This is a genomic window from Vicinamibacteria bacterium (assembly GCA_035570235.1).
Classification (GTDB): Bacteria; Acidobacteriota; Vicinamibacteria; order Fen-336; family Fen-336; genus DATMML01.
The window spans coordinates 1-16,115 of record DATMML010000114.1 but is presented as its reverse complement, the minus strand read 5'-3'; the positions used below and the strand labels follow the sequence as shown (position 1 = coordinate 16,115).

General features: G+C 67.6%; 15 protein-coding genes. 9 read left to right on the top strand and 6 right to left on the bottom strand.

Annotated elements, in window-relative coordinates; genetic code table 11:
- On the bottom strand, nucleotides 1–416 hold a 416-nt coding region (tadA, locus tag VN461_20975), incomplete at its 3' end, for a tRNA adenosine(34) deaminase TadA (GenBank protein HXB57251.1).
- Nucleotides 417–511: 95 nt separating this feature from the next.
- Between tadA and VN461_20970 the strand changes: the two genes are divergently transcribed.
- Nucleotides 512–991, top strand: a complete 480-nt coding sequence (locus VN461_20970; protein HXB57250.1) for a putative molybdenum carrier protein — start codon at nucleotides 512–514, stop codon at nucleotides 989–991.
- On the opposite strand, the gene VN461_20965 is transcribed toward VN461_20970, so the two are convergent.
- On the bottom strand, nucleotides 960–2,591 hold the full coding sequence (locus VN461_20965) for a serine/threonine-protein kinase (GenBank protein HXB57249.1): 1,632 nt from the start codon (nucleotides 2,589–2,591) through the stop codon (nucleotides 960–962). The genes VN461_20970 and VN461_20965 overlap by 32 nt on opposite strands.
- 444 nt (nucleotides 2,592–3,035) lie before the next feature.
- Here VN461_20965 and VN461_20960 point away from each other — a divergent pair, with 444 nt between their 5' ends.
- From VN461_20960 to VN461_20950, 3 genes are all read left to right on the top strand, one after another.
- Nucleotides 3,036–4,253 (top strand): PQQ-binding-like beta-propeller repeat protein, encoded by a 1,218-nt coding sequence (locus VN461_20960; GenBank protein ID HXB57248.1) that lies wholly within the window; start codon nucleotides 3,036–3,038, stop codon nucleotides 4,251–4,253.
- On the top strand, nucleotides 4,250–4,738 hold the full coding sequence (locus tag VN461_20955) for a hypothetical protein (GenBank protein ID HXB57247.1): 489 nt from the start codon (nucleotides 4,250–4,252) through the stop codon (nucleotides 4,736–4,738). Before VN461_20960 ends, VN461_20955 begins: the two co-directional genes overlap by 4 nt.
- A gap of 140 nt (nucleotides 4,739–4,878) precedes the next feature.
- The gene (locus VN461_20950; GenBank protein HXB57246.1) at nucleotides 4,879–5,451 is read left to right on the top strand and encodes a hypothetical protein; all 573 of its coding nucleotides are present in this window, start codon (nucleotides 4,879–4,881) and stop codon (nucleotides 5,449–5,451) included.
- Here the strand turns inward: VN461_20950 and VN461_20945 are convergent.
- The 3 genes from VN461_20945 to VN461_20935 form a co-directional block, all read right to left on the bottom strand.
- Nucleotides 5,448–7,058, bottom strand: coding sequence for an adenylate/guanylate cyclase domain-containing protein (locus VN461_20945; protein HXB57245.1), 1,611 nt, complete (start codon nucleotides 7,056–7,058; stop codon nucleotides 5,448–5,450). The two genes, VN461_20950 and VN461_20945, sit on opposite strands and share 4 nt — an antisense overlap.
- Nucleotides 7,059–7,237: 179 nt before the next feature.
- Nucleotides 7,238–7,927, bottom strand: a complete 690-nt coding sequence (locus VN461_20940) for a hypothetical protein (GenBank protein HXB57244.1) — start codon at nucleotides 7,925–7,927, stop codon at nucleotides 7,238–7,240.
- Nucleotides 7,928–8,070: 143 nt separating this feature from the next.
- Nucleotides 8,071–8,280 carry a ribbon-helix-helix protein, CopG family gene (locus VN461_20935; protein ID HXB57243.1) on the bottom strand — a complete coding sequence of 70 codons (210 nt, stop codon included), beginning with the start codon at nucleotides 8,278–8,280 and terminating at the stop codon, nucleotides 8,071–8,073.
- A gap of 585 nt (nucleotides 8,281–8,865) precedes the next feature.
- On the opposite strand from VN461_20935, the gene VN461_20930 reads away from it, so the two are divergent.
- The 4 genes from VN461_20930 (at nucleotide 8,866) to VN461_20915 (ending at nucleotide 13,062) form a co-directional block, all read left to right on the top strand.
- Nucleotides 8,866–9,333, top strand: coding sequence for a hypothetical protein (locus tag VN461_20930; protein HXB57242.1), 468 nt, complete (start codon nucleotides 8,866–8,868; stop codon nucleotides 9,331–9,333).
- A 241-nt stretch (nucleotides 9,334–9,574) separates the two neighbouring features.
- Nucleotides 9,575–10,261: a TonB family protein gene (locus VN461_20925; protein HXB57241.1), complete on the top strand. Its 687-nt coding sequence runs from the start codon at nucleotides 9,575–9,577 to the stop codon at nucleotides 10,259–10,261.
- Nucleotides 10,262–10,459: 198 nt separating this feature from the next.
- Nucleotides 10,460–11,734 (top strand): tetratricopeptide repeat protein, encoded by a 1,275-nt coding sequence (locus VN461_20920; protein ID HXB57240.1) that lies wholly within the window; start codon nucleotides 10,460–10,462, stop codon nucleotides 11,732–11,734.
- Between the two features lie 116 nt (nucleotides 11,735–11,850).
- Nucleotides 11,851–13,062 (top strand): MFS transporter, encoded by a 1,212-nt coding sequence (locus VN461_20915; GenBank protein HXB57239.1) that lies wholly within the window; start codon nucleotides 11,851–11,853, stop codon nucleotides 13,060–13,062.
- A gap of 124 nt (nucleotides 13,063–13,186) precedes the next feature.
- On the opposite strand, the gene VN461_20910 is transcribed toward VN461_20915, so the two are convergent.
- Nucleotides 13,187–14,197 carry an aldo/keto reductase gene (locus VN461_20910; protein HXB57238.1) on the bottom strand — a complete coding sequence of 337 codons (1,011 nt, stop codon included), beginning with the start codon at nucleotides 14,195–14,197 and terminating at the stop codon, nucleotides 13,187–13,189.
- 193 nt (nucleotides 14,198–14,390) lie between these two features.
- Between VN461_20910 and VN461_20905 the strand changes: the two genes are divergently transcribed.
- Nucleotides 14,391–16,085, top strand: a complete 1,695-nt coding sequence (locus tag VN461_20905; GenBank protein ID HXB57237.1) for an ABC transporter substrate-binding protein — start codon at nucleotides 14,391–14,393, stop codon at nucleotides 16,083–16,085.
- Nucleotides 16,086–16,115 lie beyond the last annotated feature (30 nt).

The following is a 16,115-nucleotide window of genomic DNA, read 5'->3' as shown; positions in this document are numbered from 1 at the left end:
TGGTTCAGGCGCAGCTTCTCGATATCCAGGACAGACCGGATGGCGCCGGCCTTTGGTTCGACTGCGCCGTACACGAGCGTGGACACGCGGGCGTGCACGAGGGCGCCCACGCACATGAGGCAGGGCTCGATCGTCACGTAGAGGGTGGCGCCTGTTAAGCGGTAGTTCCCGACTTTCTTGGCCGCCCTCCGCAGGGCCACTACCTCCGCATGGGCGGTAGGGTCCCGGGCCTGAATCGGCTGGTTGAAGCCATGCGCCACCACCTTCTCGCCCAAGACGAGCACCGCTCCCACCGGAACCTCCCCGAGGTGAAGGGCCTTGCGGGCCTCGGCCAGGGCTTGCTGCATGAAGGATTCGTGGCGGGGACCATCCTTCGGGGCGTGTCCGGCCCGGGTTTCGGGGTGGGGCCTGCTCATGGCATCTGGCCCTCGGCGAGACGATCCCGTGCGGCCGGGGGCAGAATACCCAATCGGGCGTTCGGGCCGCAAACGGAGCGTTGGTGCGGGGCGCCGTGAGCAGGGTTCGGCAGATCGTCTCCGGCGGACAGACCGGCGTGGACCGCGCCGCCCTCGACGTGGCCCTTGGCCTGGGCCTCTCTTGCGGAGGGTGGTGCCCCAAGGGCAGGAAAGCCGAGGACGGCCCTATCCCCCGGCGGTATCCGCTGCTCGAGACGCCGACCCCGGCCTACCGGCAGCGGACAGAGTGGAACGTGAGGGACGCGGACGGAACCCTGGTCCTGTGCTGCGGACGAGCGACGGGGGGGACCGCGCTCACCATTCGCACGGCGCGCCGGCGCCGGCGGCCGCTTCTGGTCCTGGACCTCAGTCTGGACCATTCCCCGTCCCGGGTCGGGGACTGGCTCCGCGGGCGCAGGATCCGCGTGCTGAACGTGGCCGGGCCCCGCGAGAGCAGCTGCCCCGGCATCCATCGCCGAGCCACGCGCTTCCTCAGGGCGGCCCTCACTTCCAATCGAGGGAGAGGTTCTTCCTAAGCCAGCCCAGACTCGCCTCCAGCCGCTTCGTCACCCCGGCCTTGAAGACCCCGGAGATGCGCTCCGTCTTGTCGTTGTCCTCCCACTTCACCTGCACGCGAACCTCGTGGTTCCCCGGGCTCACATCCAGCAGCTCCATGAGGTTCCCCCGGCGGACCTTAAAGACCAGGGCTTCCTTGTGGACGCGGCTGCTCAGCTTTTGATCCACGACCAGTTCATCGTCGACCCAGACCCGCAGCGTGCCCGCCTCGAGGGGATGGTCGAAGTCGATGTGGAGGTGGCCGGGTTCCGCCTGGGGCCGCTTGGGTTTGGAGGGGACGGCCGCGGGCGGGGAGGCGAGGGTCGAGGCGCGCGGGGCGGGCGGGGATGCGGAGTGGGAGGGCTGTAGGGGGGCGGAGGTCGGGGTGGGCGCGCTGGGGGCGGCGGCGCTAGGAGCGGGGGCGGGAACGACGACGGGGGTGGGGACGCTGATGCGGCTCCGGAGACCCAGGTAGGCCCAGGCACCGAGGCCGGCCACGACCAACCCCGCCCAAAGACCCACATGACGGCCGCCCGGGGGGAGCACCGAGCGGGAAACCCTTCCCGTCATGAGACTGCTCGGGGGGTGAGTAGCAGTCGGCGCGCCAACCGTCGGGGGGGGAGCGGCGTCGGGCACGAGAGCGTGCAATTCCTGCTCCAAGGGATCCTCCTCGGCCAGGACGAGCTCGACCTCCGGAGGAGCGGTGCCGGTAAGGTGCCGCGGAATGCGTCCCTCCAACAAATCCTCGAGGTCCTCGGCCAAGGCCCGAGCGTGCGGGTAGCGGTCGTCCGGCTCCTTGGCCATGGCCCGGGCCAGCACCTGATCCAGGTGCGGGGGAAGGCCGGGGATGAGGGAAGAGGGGGGCGCAGCGTCCTCCTTTACCAGCCGGGCGACGATCTGGGGGAGGCTGGCGGCGGCAAAGGCAGGTTGGCCAGCCACGAGCGTATAGACGATGCCGCCCAGGGAGAAAACGTCGGTGCGCCGGTCGACCGTGCCGCTGAGCGCCTGCTCGGGCGCCATGTAGAGCGGTGTGCCCAGAAATTCGCCGGGGGAGGTCAGCTTGAAACGCGCGGTCTCGACCCGCGCGATACCGAAGTCCATGATCTTGGCTTGACCGGAGGAGAGGACCATGATGTTGGCGGGCTTCATGTCGCGGTGGACAACCCCCTGCTCGTGGGCGTGGTGCAGCGCGCGCGCTATCTCCGCGCCCAGGCGCAAGGCTTCCCGCCATTCGAGCGGGTGGCCGCCGTCCGTCATCTCCGCCAGGGTTCGTCCGGTCAGATGCTCGAGTGCGATGTAGAGGATCCCGGTGTCGGGATCTCGGCCCACGTCATGGACGACCACGATGCCGGGGTGGGAGAGGCGCGCGGCGATGCGCGCCTCCGCGAAGAAGCGCTGCTCGAACGCTTCCTTGTCCTTGGGATCGAGGACGGGCTGGATGGTCTTCAAGGCCACGTTGCGACTCAGGGCAGGATCGTGGGCCTCGTAGACGACCCCCATCGAGCCGCGGCCGAGCTCCCTCAGGATCTCGTACCGCCCAACGACAGGGGGGATGGGGTCTTGTCCGGTCGGTTCGGTCACCGCAGGGGATCTCTCCTCGTCCGTGGGCAGGGGCGGAGGGCCGCCGGCGTGATTCTCTCACAGGTGCATGGAAGGGAGGGGGCGCACCCGCGGGGGGCGCTCCCCTCCCTCCCCGGTACGCATTGATAGGAAGCGACTTCCTGGGTTGCGGACAGAGAGGGTTCCCGCGCCCCAGGGATTCAACCCTTTGCCGGGAGGTGCGCTCTAATAACGGAAGGTGTGTCCGGCCGATCCACGCGAGCGACACCGGTCGTGCGCTGGAGGAGCGGCAGGTGTCGGCCGCGGAGGAGAATGCGGAGTCAAAGACTAGCCGGCGCCGTGCGCCTCGTGCTGCTCCTGAGCCTTCCGGTACTGCTCTTCTCTTGCGGGCAGGGACCCACGAGCCCAGCCCCCCCGGCCCCGACCCCGACTCCAGACCCCCCGCCGGGAGCGAGCGATTGGGTCATGTACGGACACGACGTGAGCCGCACCGGCTACAACTCGGGGGAGATCGCGATCACCGCCGCCAGCGTGAGCCGCCTCGCGCCGCGTTGGCAAGCGGACCTCGGCATGGGCGACTTCCCTCCCTCCGGCGCGCCTACCGTGGCGAGAGGGCGCATCTTCGCGGGAAGCAGCCGGCCCGACGGCGACAACTTCTTCGCCTTTGACGCGATCACGGGGGCGGCCCTCTGGACCGCCGATGTGGGTCATCACCCACCCTCCGACTTCGACGTGGGCCTCGGGGCCACTCCCGCCGTCTCCGGCTCCGTGCTCGTGGCGGGCGGGGGCGACGCTGCCTACTACGGGCTCGACGTGGCGACCGGCGCCATCCTCTGGCGGCACGAAATGGGCGTGGGCCCGAGCGGCTTCACGTGGTGCTCCCCCCTCATCGTCAACGGCCGCGTGTACATCGGCTTGTCTTCAGAAGGCGACAACCCCTCCGTGCGGGGAGAGGTGCGGGCCCTGGACCTCACGACGGGAACTCTCCTCGCGAACCAGTACTTCGTCCCCGACGGCCTGAGGGGGGCGGGCATCTGGAACTCGCCGGCTTTGAGCCCGGACGGCCGCCTCCTGGCCGTGGCCACGGGCGAGGACTTCGCCGGCTACGACGGCCCCTACAACCGGGCCATGGTCACGCTCGATCCCCTGACCCTGGATATCCTCCAAGCCGACAAGGAGGGTGCCACGGATCAGGACCTGGACTGGGGCACGACACCCGTCTTCTTCAAGGACCGCGGCGGACGGACCCTTCTCGGGGCCAATCACAAGAACGGCGTCTTCTACGCCTATGTGGCGGACTCCGTCGGGGCGGGGCCCATCTGGCAGCGGAGCATGGGGGTGAGCATCGGCATGATGCCCGCCTACGACCCGAGCCGGGGCGCGGGGGGCACTCTGTTTTTCGTGGGCGACAACGGCCAGCTCTTTGGGGTCGATCCGGCCACGGGAGCCGACCGCTGGCCCCCAGTGGCGGTCGGTTTCATGTTCGGCAACATGGCCCTCGCCAACGGTCTCATCTTCGTCAGCTCAGGAGGCAGCGTGGTCATCCTTGATGCCGCCGCCGGAACCGTGATCCGGACCCTGACCCCCACGGACCCCGGACCCTCGTACTCCGGCGTGGTCGTGGCGGGAGGCTTCGTTTACTGGCTTTCCGGACCAAAGCTGAACGCGTGGAGCCTGTCATGAGAGCCTGGCCCTTGGCCTTCCTGATCGCGGCCAGCGGCTGCGGGGGCGGGGGCGTCACCACCCCCTCTCCGCCCCTGGCCACGCCCACCCCGGCCGCGGCCGGGTTCTCGATCTCGGTCAACCCCAACCCGGTGGTGGCGGCGGACAGCGCGGACGCCGACGCGCCCCTCATCGCGAGTTGGACGGTCAAGGTCAGCTCCACCTCGACGGTGGGCGCGCGCGTCAACTTCGTGAACGCGACGCTGCGCGACGGAACGAGCGGGGCCGAGGCCGAGCCATCGGGGGTTGTCACCCTGGCCGCCGCCGACATCACAGCTCAGGACGGCACCAACCGGGTTGAGCCCAAGAGCAGCCTCAGCGTGAGCCAGTCTCTGCAGTACCGTCTGCCCTCGGGAGGTCGGACGGGGACGCTGACCGTGACCGCGCAGTTCCGGGACGACAACGGCAACCTCTCCAGCCAGTCGGACCAGGCCGCCGTGAACTGAGGGCCGCGCCCTCCCCGTCTCCCCGCGGCGTAGCGCCCTCCCCCTCCCGGTGGCGCCCGGGAGAGTCCCTGTTATAGGATAGTGGGCTCAAGTAGGTGGAATCGGCCACCGCCACGGGCCTCAACCATACGGGAGAGTACATGCGTTCAATTCAGCGTTACGTCGTGTTGCCGCCCTTCACCTTCATTGCCGGGCTGGCACTCGCGGGCTGCGGCTCGAGTCCTTCCACGCCCACTCCTAGCCCGACCCCGACCGTTGCTCCCACGTCCAGCCCGACCCCGCCCCCCACCACGATGCCTTCTCCGTTCGGCCAGTGCGTCCCCACGCCGCCGCCTCTCTACGGCATCAAGGTCACGGTCCATGTCGACAACGGTTTCAAGAAGGTGCTCGACTCGCGAGCGGTGGTGGGGCCGGACCCCGGCTACTGCGGCCAGTACAGCACCGGTGGGACCTACTGCTCGACCGCACCGGAGGGCGACCCCCGGGCCGTTCCCTGCGACATTCTGGTTATCGGAAACGCAAAGGACACGGGCCGCCCCGGTCCCACCTGGACTTTCAACGGCAAGGCCTGCTTTCCCGTCGGGAGCAACATGGGGGGCATAGCGGACTGCGAGAACCATCCCGACAACCAGTTCCTGGTCATCGCCCGCGGGAGTGGGAGTTTCCTGGCCTGCGCCGCCAACGGCCTCTGCGGCGGGCTCGACATCCCTTAGGGGAAGGCCCCTGGCTTCTCGCTGAGGACCCGGTAGGCGCCGATCTCGCGCTTCTTGCCCTTGACCGTCTGCGGTCCCAGCGACTCGCACTCGAAGAAGTCCTTGACCTCCGCGTAGGTGTTCTCCCCGATCACGATCCAGCTGGGGTGCGCCACATGTCCCTCGAGCCGCGAGGCCAGGTTGACGGCGTCCCCGAGCACGCTGTAGTCCTTCCGCTTGGGGGACCCGATGTCCCCCGCCACCACCCGCCCGCTGTTGATGCCCGTGCGTAGCTGGATCTGGGGGAGCCCTGCCCGCTCGGCGTTGAGCTCGTCGACCATGCGGTGCATCTCGAGCGCCGTCCGCACCCCCCTTACCGCGTGGTCGCTCTGGGGCAGCGGCGCCCCGAAGACGGCCATGATGCAGTCCCCAATGTATTTGTCCAGGGTGCCTTCGTACTTGAAGATGCATTCCGTCAGCTCTCCAAAGTACTCGTTGATGGTGCGGCCGACCTCGTGCGGCTCCATGCCCTCCGCCATGGTGGTGAACCCCACAAGATCGGTGAAGCACACCGTGGCGTGGCATTCCTGCATCTCCAGGCGGTCGAGCGCGCCCCCGCCGCCCTTGAGGATCGTCTCGATGACCCCCGGGGAGTGGTAGCGCTCGAGCTTGGCCCGGGTGGCCTGTTCTTCCTGGATCTTTTCCGTGAGGCGCTGGCGCTCGATGGCGACGGCCGCGTAGTTTGCGAAGGCGCCCAGGAGGTCCAGGTCCGTGGTTGTGTAGGTGCCGGGCTTGAACCCATAGTCCACGTAGATGATTCCGATGACCCGCTCCCGGTCCCAGAGGGGCACGCACATCGCGGAGCGGACCCCCAGCCTCACGATGGAGGCGGAAGGGTCGAAGCGCTGGTCGCTCAAGGCGTCCGTCACCAGGACGGAGACCTTCTCCGTCCTCACCCTCTCCGGAATCGACCGCGGGATCTGGATCTTGTCCCCCTCCGGGGCGGTCTCGCGGTACTTCACGACCCGGGGGATGAGTTGCTCTCCCTCGAAAAGCCCGAGCATGCCCCGCGCGCCGGCGATGTTCTCCAGCACGAGGTCCATGACCTTGTGGAGGAGTCCATCCAGGTTGTCTTCGGAGATGAGGGCCTGGGCGACCTGGGTCACCATCCGCAGGATGCGGTTGTTGCGTTCGAGCTCGTCGATGACCGCGGGGGGGGCCTTTTCCGCCGAGGGCACGGGGGCTTGCAGGAGCTGCTCGAGCTCCTGGGGACGCCGGATGAGGGCCCCGCTCGACTCTAGGATGCCCCCCTTCTCCTCGAGGAGGACGCTCTCTATGGCCGACTGGCCCTCCCGGAGCTCGAGCTCGAAGTTCCCGAGCACGACCCGGTCCCCCGGCTGGAGCGGCGCCTCGAGCACGCTCACCTTGTTCACGCAGGTTCCGTTCCGGCTCTTGGCGTCGCGAATCGTGATCTCGTTCCCCTTGAACGAGATGGTGGCGTGAACGCGGGAGACGGAGTGGTCGTTCAACACGATGTCCGCCTGGGGCGACCGGCCCAGGACGATCTCTTCCTTGTGGACGGGGTAGACCTTCTCCTGTCCGCCCTCTTTGTAGACAAGCTCGATCATCGGCGCATCGTTCCTCGGGGACCCCGCCCAGAAGGGGGCGTGGCGGTCACGGGAGCGAGGGAGTCCCGGGAGCACCCCCTCTTCGGCGCAGACTACACGCGAGTGGGCGCCGCGGTCAACGGGTGGGACACGGGTGGGACACGGGTAGCGCGCCCGGAGGTTCCCCGGGCCGGCTAGCCTCAGGGGGCGATCTTCGGGCTCTGCGACGGGGCTTCCGCTTGGCCGACGCCGGCCTTGCGCGAGCGCAGGAAGTTTTGCACGAGGACGCCGATGGATGCCGAGATGACGGAGCCGAAGATCGTCATGAGAACGGAGCCCGCGTAGCGGAACAAGGAAGTGCCTCCGGAGGGCTCGGTTCCGGCCACCGGCGTCCGCCATGCGAGGAGCAGCTCCCGGCCGGAGTCGATGCCGAGAGTGGATTCCGTGCCGCGAGCAAAGTTCGCTTGAATGCTGCGGGTGCGGTCGTAACCCGTGCCCCGTATCCGAACCTGCACCAAGTGCTTGCCCGAACTGACGGGAAGGGTCCGGCTGTAGGTGCCCTCCGTCTTCTCGAGCACTCCCCAGAGCTTCTTGACTGCCCCCGTCATGGTGTCGGTGTGGACGACGCTCCCGTCGATCCAGACCGTGAGTTCGGCGGTGCGAAAGTCATGGCGACAGACTAGCTTCAGGGTGGCGGAGGGGAGGGATAAAAAGACGGAGACAGCAAGCAGGATCGCGGCCAGAAGCCCGAGGGAAAGGGCGAAGCGGCCCTTGGGGGACAAGCGTCGCACGGCATCCCACACCCCGTCTCGAACCTGAGCCGCGGAACGCTTGAGGGCCGCGGAGCCGAGACCCAGGGGTGACCCCCTCGGACTCTCTTCGAGCGTCATCTGGGCATCATTCTAAGACCAGAGCGGTGGGGTCAGAGGCAACGGGTGCACGCCCCTCAGCTTCTCGGGCGCAACCCGTGCCTAGTCGCCACCCTCATTCGGTTCAGAGAGAGGCCAGGGTCTTTTTGTCCCCTAAGAGAGACTCAGCCGGGTATAAGGATCTCCCTTTGAACCTTGCCCTGCCGGTCGGCAATCGCCAGCTTCAAGCCTTCCTGCCGGGCCTCATCTGCGATCTTCAGCAGGGTCACGGCGAGCCGGAAGACCTCGGCGCGTGAGGTCTTGCCCAAGCTCAGTTTGAGCTCGTCCAGCGCTCGATCAAGCCGCTCGTCGATGCTGACGGTAAAGGTCTTCATGTGGGTTCCACGACTCTTGCGGTCGCTCCCCTGGCCTCGGGGAAGAGTCCGCTCTAAAGCTCGCAACGCAAACCTCCACCATTGACCAGCCCGGCCTCAGACCGCCGACCCGAAGATCACCGTATCCCGATGCCCGGCCTGCTGGTATCGAACCCTACGCTTGAAGTGTGCTCAGTCACGAATCCCGCAAAGACTACTCGAAACTAAAATCATTTGTCAAGGAGTTTGGAGTATCTTTCAAGTAGTTGATATGGGTATTACAGATCCATTTAATATATAGTTTCACCTTGACTTCCTTGTATGAATTGAGTAGCCTGGGCTCGAGTGGGGTTCCTGCAGTAGCTCGCGCCTCCAGTTGAACATGAGCCCCTAGAATAGTTTAAGGGGAGGATATGACGACCCTGGCCAAGCGCCGGGTCGATCTTGGCCGAGAGGCTCGCCGTTTCCGCGTTGTCCCGGAGCCTGGCGACCGACCTCCCGCGCTGGGATCGCGCCTCCCCGACCGGGAGCTCTTGTTCGGGCCCTTCGCCGGTCGTCCCGGGCCCGTCGATTTGGAAGCCCTCGCGGAAAGACTGGGGCCGGCCCTTGGACACTGAGACAACCGAGACGCGGCCGGAGCCCGTCAAAGCGAGCGGCCACGACGCAACCGCGGGAGGGGGCGGCCCGCCCACCCGTGAGCGCGTGCTCAGCCTCCGGGTCGGCGAGGCCACCCTGATCCTGAGCGCAGATGCGGACGAGAAGGGCTACATCGCCGAAGAGCTGACCCTCGACCAGCTTCAGCGCCGCAACCTCGCTCAGAACATCGAACTGCGTCGACGGTTTGCCTCCTATCTCCTCTCGATTCACTCTGCGGTCAACGCCGCTGTTCTCGTCCTCGTGTTCCTGATCGCCCTGAACAAGGCCACCCTCTCCGAGAGGGTGATCATCACCCTGATCGCAAGCACGGTGGCTGAGCTGGCTGGCCTCGTCCTGGCCGTAGCCACCTACCTCTTTCCAGCCCCAAAGGTTCGCGCCGCCGCATCGGGCATCCAGAGCGAGAAGCGGACGGGTTGAGGTCGGGCACACCCCTCTCCTGACCAAACAACCCAAGGCGCGAGGCGTTCGGACACTAAAGGGACATTGACGGCGGGCACGAGCGCCCGCGGCCTGCCGAGAGAGTCCACGCGGGCGGGACCCCGCCCCCAGATCTTGGTGTCGAATCCGTCAGCGGTGCGGAAGGCGCCCAGCTCGGCGGGAGAGCCCTCGCACAACTGGGAGAACGACCGCCCGCGGACTTTAGCGTAAAGGGGGAGTCATGTCCTGGCTCGGCCGGAGGGGAGCCCTTGGGCTTTCCGCGTCGATCGTTCTCCACGCCAGCCTCTTGGGCGCGATCGTGATCCTTCCCGTGCTGACCCCGAGTGCCCTGCCAGAGACCGTTACCCCGGCAGTCATCGTCTCGCCTCTTGCCGTGCCCCGCTGCGCGCCCGTACCACCGGGAGGCCCGCTGCACCGCCTCTCGAGGGGTCCGCGCCTGGCGGCTCCGAGCGAAGCGGAGACGCGACCCGAGGCGCCCTCGCCGGCCATCATGGACGTCGGTGAACCGCCCGACGACGCCCAGGCCCCTGGTTGCATCGGCTGCTCCCCGGGTGGCGATCCCGCGGGTGACCCGGTTGGCCTGCTCAGCGCTACCGAGCCCGCGGGGGACGGCGGCGGGCCCATCCGAGTCGGGGGTCTCCTCCTGCCTCCCCTGAAGATCCGCCACGTCGCTCCCGTCTTCCCCGAGATCGCGAAAGCCGCCCGCGTGCCGGGCGTGGTCGTCCTGGACTGCGTCATCGGCCCCGACGGGAGGGTGACCGATGTCCACGTCTTGCATGGGCATCCCCTCTTCGAACGCGCGGCGGTGGACGCGGTGCGCGAGTGGCTCTACCGCCCGTCGCTTCTCAACGGGCGGCCGGTTGCCGTCGTCATGACCGTCACGGTCACGTTCACGATCCCCCGCTAGCGGCGGGCCCAGAGGGTCCGCTCCCGAGAATCCACCCTTTTGGCGGCGGGGGCAGCATCGCTTTTTTTGAATGCCCACGAGAGCTTGGAGGATCCACCTTCGCCCGAGTACGGAACCGGGTAGCCTTCCCCGTCGTATGGTTCTGCAAGCCGTGGCTTGCCAAGTGGGCCACCCAAATTGGACGAGGGAGCGAGACTCATGAACAAGATCCGTGCCTTATGCGCCGTCGCGGTCGTGACCTTGGTCTTGCCTGCCGTCTATGCCGACACCCCGGCGGGGCGCCGGTTCGAGTGGAGCACCAAGTCGCCGGAAGCAAAGAAGCTTCTGTCCGAGCTACAGCTCCGCATCGAGAACTTCCAGGGCGGCGCCGAAACCATCGAATTGGCGAAGAAGCTCGTGGCCGCCGACCCCAACTTCGCCATAGGTCAGTACTACTTCTCGGCCGTCACGCCCGGGCCCGAGGCGGAGAAGGAATATGAGAAGTCGCGGGTGCTGGCCAAGAACGCCTCCGAGGGGGAGCGCCGCTTCATCGAGGCCATGTCTTACGTGCGCACCAACCAGGGATTGGACTTCAAGAAGTCGATCGAGCCCCTGGAGGCCCTGGCCACGGACTACCCCAACGAGCGGCTAATTCAAGTGATCCTCGGACAGCTCTACGCCGGCGACAACAAGGGTGCCAAGGCGCTCGCCGCTTTCGAAAAGTGCCAGAAGATCGGACCCAAGACGGCCCGGGTCGAGGCCTTCCTGGCCGGGGATGACCTCCTCAAGGGCCGCTACGTCAAGGCTCGCACCACCTATGAGTCCGTCGAGAAGAGCCTGCCCAAAGGCTCGGTGCCCTTCGCGATCCGTTTCGGGGTCACGTTCAGCCATTTGTACGAAGGCAACGTGGACGCGGCCCTCAATTCGCTCCGCACCTACCTGGCCGAGTACAAGAGCGGCGGGCTCGACCAGCAGTTCCCCGAGGTCTTCATCTGGAACGCCATGGCCCGCATCAACCTGGAGAACGATCGGCTCGACGAGGCCATGAAGGACTACGAGAAGGGCTACGAGAGCGTGCCCGGAAGCAAGCTGCCCGAGGACCAGAAGCAGACGTGGCTGGGGCGGCTGCGCCACGGGAAGGCCCGCGTGCTCGCCAGGCAGGGCAAGCATCAGGAAGCGTGGGCCGAAGCGGAGGCGGTCAGGAGCATGATCGAGGCGGGCGGAGAGCCGGCGAAGCAGTATTGGCCCGCCTATCACTACCTGGCCGGTTACGTGAAGCTCCAGGCGGGCGAATACGCCCAGGCCGTCGAGCACCTCAAGCAGGCGGAGCCGGAAAACCCCTTCCACACCCTGCTGCTGGCCCGCGCCTACGAGAAGCTGGGGCAAAAGGAAGACGCGAAGAAGGCATACGAGAAGATCGTCGCATCCGAATGGGTGGGAATCGAGCGACCGCTGTCCTACCCCGAGGCCAAGAAGAAGCTTCAGTCCCTCTAGTAACCCACTGAGTCCGGGGGCGGCTCCGGCCGCCCCCTTTCGGGAGGGTTCGAACCAGACTCCCGCCCTGCATCACGATTGACGCGCCCTCGCGTCTAGGTGATGCTCGCCGCGCGATGGGAGACGACACCTCCGCGCGGACGCCAGCAGAAGCCGACCGCGCGTTGGCGGTCGTGTCCCTCGCCGTGCTCCTGGCGGCGGCGACCTGGTTCTCGGGGACGGCCGCCATTCCCGCCCTCCGACGGGAGTGGGGCCTGGGGGAGGCGGCCAGCGCCTGGTTGACCGTGGCCGTCCAGCTCGGCTTCATTACCGGCACCCTGCTCTACGCCGTCTTCAACGTCGCCGACGTGTTCAACGCGCGTCGGGTGTTCCTCACCTCGTCCCTCCTGGGCGCGGCCTGCAACGCCGGCTTCGCCTGGCTCGCCCACGGCCTTTCCGCCGCTCTCATCTTCCGCTTCCTGACCGGGCTGACCCTGGCCGGCGTCTACCCGGTGGGGATGAAGATCGTGGCGACCTGGTTTCGCTCCGGCCTCGGCTGGCGGCTCGGGGTGATGGTGGGCGCGCTCACGCTGGGAACTGCCACCCCCTACCTGATCCAGGCCCTGGGAGGGAGCGCGGGGTGGCGGTGGCTCACATCCTTGGGATCGGCCTCAGCCGTGGCGGGCGGCATCTTGATCGTGGCCGCGGTGGGCGACGGGCCGTACCTGCCGAAGCGCGCCCGCTTCGACCCCAGAGTCTTGTTTCGCGTCTTCGCCCACCGCCCCTTCCGCTACACCGCCCTCGGCTACTTCGGTCACATGTGGGAGCTGTATGCCCTTTGGTCGCTGGTGGGCTTCTACCTGGCGGGCAGCTTCGCGGCGCACGGGCCCCGCTGGACGCGCGCGATCCCCCTCGTGGCCTTCGCCACCGTGGCCATGGGGACGGTGGGCTGTGTGGTCGGGGGCTGGGTCTCGCGTGGGATCGGCGAGCGCAATGTGGCTCTCGCCTCCCTCCTCGCGAGCGGAACACTGTGCGCCCTGTCCGGCTTCGCCTACGCTCTGCCGCCGGTCGGGCTCCTCGCTTTCCTGCTCGTCTGGGGCTTCTTCGTGGTCTCCGACTCGCCCCAGTTCTCGGCCCTGGCCGCGCGCCACTGCCCGCCCGAGTACACGGGCACGGCCCTCACCGTCCAGAACGGGGTCGGCTTCGCGGTCACCGTGGTCTCCATCCAACTCATGCCCTGGGTGGCCACTCTGGTCGGGTGGCGTTGGGCATTCGCTTTCCTCACTGCGGGCCCGGCCCTGGGCGCCTTCTTCATGTGGCAGCTTCCGCCCGCCCCGCCCCGCGCCTGAGCTTCCCCAGGGCCTGAGATGCGGGTCAGGACCCCCCTAGGCTGCTCCGGGTTGGCGCGGCTCCGAGGCGAGCGGGCGGGCTCTGAAGCCTGCCCTGCGAGCCCCCGCGGGGAGCTCGCCCACGTCAGACGTTGATGGTTCGCATCCCCGCCTCCGGGTAGCGGAGGCCGGCGGTCGCTCCCTTCGGGGCGAGCGCGTCGATGCGGGCGAGCTCGGGGGCGGTGAGCACGACCCGGAGGGCCCCGAGATTCTCTTCGAGGTGGACGCGTGTGGTCGTCCCGGGAATGGGCACGATGTCCTCGCCCTGGCTGAGAACCCAGGCCAGAGCCAGCTGCCCGGCGGTGACGCCCTTTCCCCGGGCCAGCTCCCGGACATGGTCCACGAGCTTCAGGTTCTTCTGGAAGTTGTCCCCCTGAAAGCGCGGATGGTGCCGGCGGAAGTCCGTCTCCGGAATGTCCTCGGGCCGGCGGAAACGCCCGGTGAGGAAGCCGCGGCCCAGCGGGCTGTAGGCCACGAACCCGATCCCGAGCTCGCGCACGGTGGGGAGGATCTCGTCCTCCGGATCGCGGCTCCAGAGAGAGTACTCGGTCTGCAGGGCGGCTATGGGGTGAACCTGGTGGGCGCGCCGGATGGTTGCCGGACCGGCCTCGGAGAGGCCGAGGAAACGTACCTTGCCCGCCCGCACGAGCTCCGCCATCGCGCCCACCGTGTCCTCGATGGGAACGGAACGGTCGACCCGGTGCTGGTAATAGAGGTCGATGTGCTCGACCCCCAGGCGTTTCAAGGAGTCATGGCAAGCCTGGCGGACGTAGTCGGGCCGCCCGCAGACGCCGAGGAAGGCTCCGTCGGCGCCCCGCTGGTTGCCAAACTTGGTGGCCAGGACGACGCTCGAGCGCCGGTCTCGGATGGCTCGGCCGACCAGCTCCTCGTTCTTAAAGGGTCCGTACATGTCGGCCGTGTCCAAGAAGCGGATGCCGAGATCGAGGGCGCGGTGAATGGTGGCCACTGACTCCGCTTCGGTGGCTCCCGCGTAGAACTCGCTCATCCCCATGCAGCCGAGCCCCAGCGGGGAGACCTCGAGCCCGGAACGGCCCAACGACCGATTTGGCGCGCTCACCGTCGGTTGGGTGCTCATCCCCTATGAATACAATGCCGGGGGGCGGGCCGGCAAGGGCCGTGTTCCAGGTCGGTATCGCTGGCTGAACGCTGCGGGCGTTGCATTTGACGGCCAGACGTGTAATCTAGTGCCAATAAAAGCCTTACCGGTACCGAGGCCCAGGAAAGGGGTGGCTGACGGCCCTTCGGCCCGATCCCGGGGGAGGATGGCGATGCCACTCGAGGGCGGCCTCGACGAAATTCCCCTTTCCGATCTCATTCACCTCTATTGCAGCGGTCGCCACACCGCTCGCCTGACCCTGTCCTTCCCCGATGGCGAGGCTCAGCTCTACGTGGAGAGGGGCGAGCTCGTTCACGCTCAATTCGGTCCTCTCTCGGGGATCCGAGCCGTGCACGCGCTGCTGAGCCGGACGGGCGGATCGTTCCACGTGGAGCCCGACGTGGTGGGAGGGCAGCGCACGATCAGCGAGCGCTGGGATGCCGTCATCATCAGGGGGGCCAAGCTCATGGACGACGAGCGGATGGCCCACCTCGGCGTGGCCGACATCAAGCAGGCGGCGGGCGGGGAGACGAGGGGGCCCACCCGAACCCTTCGCGTGGCGGGACGGGATGAGAAGGTCATGAGGGCGGTGGCCCCGTCGCCGCCATCGAGACCCAAGAGCCTCCCAACGCCTCCCAAGCCCGGGGGCCGCGACCCTCGTATCTTCATCATCGGCGGCGCCGCCGTGCTGCTGATCGGAGCGGGTGTCGTCTACCTGCTCCTGCGCGGCCGTTCCGCCCCTCCCCCACCCGCACCCGTGCAGGCGGCGCCGCTCACCATGGGCATGAGCGCGCCCCTCACCGGCCCCTCCAAGGAGCTGGGTCGGCAGATGAAACTGGGCATCGAGACCTCCTTCGCCATCGCCAACGCCGGGGGTGGCGTGAGCAACCGCTTGCTCAGCCTCGTGGCCCTGGACGACGGCTACGAGCCAGCGCGGACCAAGGAGACGATGCAGGACCTTCTGGAGAGACGGAAGGTCTTCGCCATCATCGGCAACGTCGGAACCCCGACCGCCGAGGTCAGCGTACCCTACAGCATCGACAAGAAGGTCCTCTTCTTCGGGGCCTTCACGGGCGCTCCCCTGTTGCGGCGCGAACCGCCGGACCGCTACGTATTCAATTACCGGGCGAGCTATGCGGAGGAGACGGCGGCGGTGGTCCGGTATTTCATCGAGGTGAAGGGGATAAGGCCGCCGGAGATCGCGGTCTTCGCGCAGCAAGACGGCTTCGGCGACGCCGGCTTCGCGGGCGTGGCCAAGGCGCTTCGCAAGTACGGAGTGCCGACGGACGGGATCCTGAGGGTGGGATTCAAGCGCAACACCCTCGACATCCAGGACGCCGTGGACACCATCCTCCGCAACCGCAAGACCGTCCGCGCAGTGGTCACGGTGGCGCCCTACCGGCCCGCGGCCAAATTCATCGAGAAGCTGCGGGACGCCAAGATGGACGCGCTCATCTCCAACGTCTCCTTCGTGGGGTCCTCGGCGCTGGCGGAGGAGCTCCGCCAGATCGGGCCCAAGTACTCGAGCGGCGTCATCGTGACCCAGGTCGTCCCCCCCATCGACTCCGCCTCCACGACCGTGCTCAAGTACAAGGAGGCGCTGGCAAAGTACTTCCCCGGGGAGAAGCCGGACTTCGTCTCCCTGGAGGGCTACATCGCGGCCACCATCTTCGTGGAGGGGCTGAAGCGTGCGGGGCCGAACCCGACCACGGACTCGGTCATCGCCGCCCTGGAGGGAATGCAGGGTCTCGAGATCGGCATCGGCACTCCCATTTCCTTCGGGCTGTCCGAGCACCAGGGCTCGCACAAGGTTTGGGGCACGGTGCTGAACGAGGCGGCCCAGTACCAGCTCCTCGATCTGGACTAAGGGCCGGGATTCCCCCTGGGCTCCCCGAAC

Coding starts and splice junctions, on each gene's coding strand:
- VN461_20935 (HXB57243.1), bottom strand. CDS start 8,280: ATGAAGACCTTTACCGTCAGCATCGACGAGCGGCTTGATCGAGCGCTG.
- VN461_20945 (HXB57245.1), bottom strand. CDS start 7,058: ATGATCGAGCTTGTCTACAAAGAGGGCGGACAGGAGAAGGTCTACCCC.
- VN461_20950 (HXB57246.1), top strand. CDS start 4,879: ATGCGTTCAATTCAGCGTTACGTCGTGTTGCCGCCCTTCACCTTCATT.
- VN461_20905 (HXB57237.1), top strand. CDS start 14,391: ATGCCACTCGAGGGCGGCCTCGACGAAATTCCCCTTTCCGATCTCATT.
- VN461_20915 (HXB57239.1), top strand. CDS start 11,851: ATGGGAGACGACACCTCCGCGCGGACGCCAGCAGAAGCCGACCGCGCG.
- VN461_20920 (HXB57240.1), top strand. CDS start 10,460: ATGAACAAGATCCGTGCCTTATGCGCCGTCGCGGTCGTGACCTTGGTC.
- VN461_20925 (HXB57241.1), top strand. CDS start 9,575: ATGTCCTGGCTCGGCCGGAGGGGAGCCCTTGGGCTTTCCGCGTCGATC.
- VN461_20940 (HXB57244.1), bottom strand. CDS start 7,927: ATGACGCTCGAAGAGAGTCCGAGGGGGTCACCCCTGGGTCTCGGCTCC.
- VN461_20910 (HXB57238.1), bottom strand. CDS start 14,197: ATGAGCACCCAACCGACGGTGAGCGCGCCAAATCGGTCGTTGGGCCGT.
- VN461_20955 (HXB57247.1), top strand. CDS start 4,250: ATGAGAGCCTGGCCCTTGGCCTTCCTGATCGCGGCCAGCGGCTGCGGG.
- VN461_20960 (HXB57248.1), top strand. CDS start 3,036: ATGTACGGACACGACGTGAGCCGCACCGGCTACAACTCGGGGGAGATC.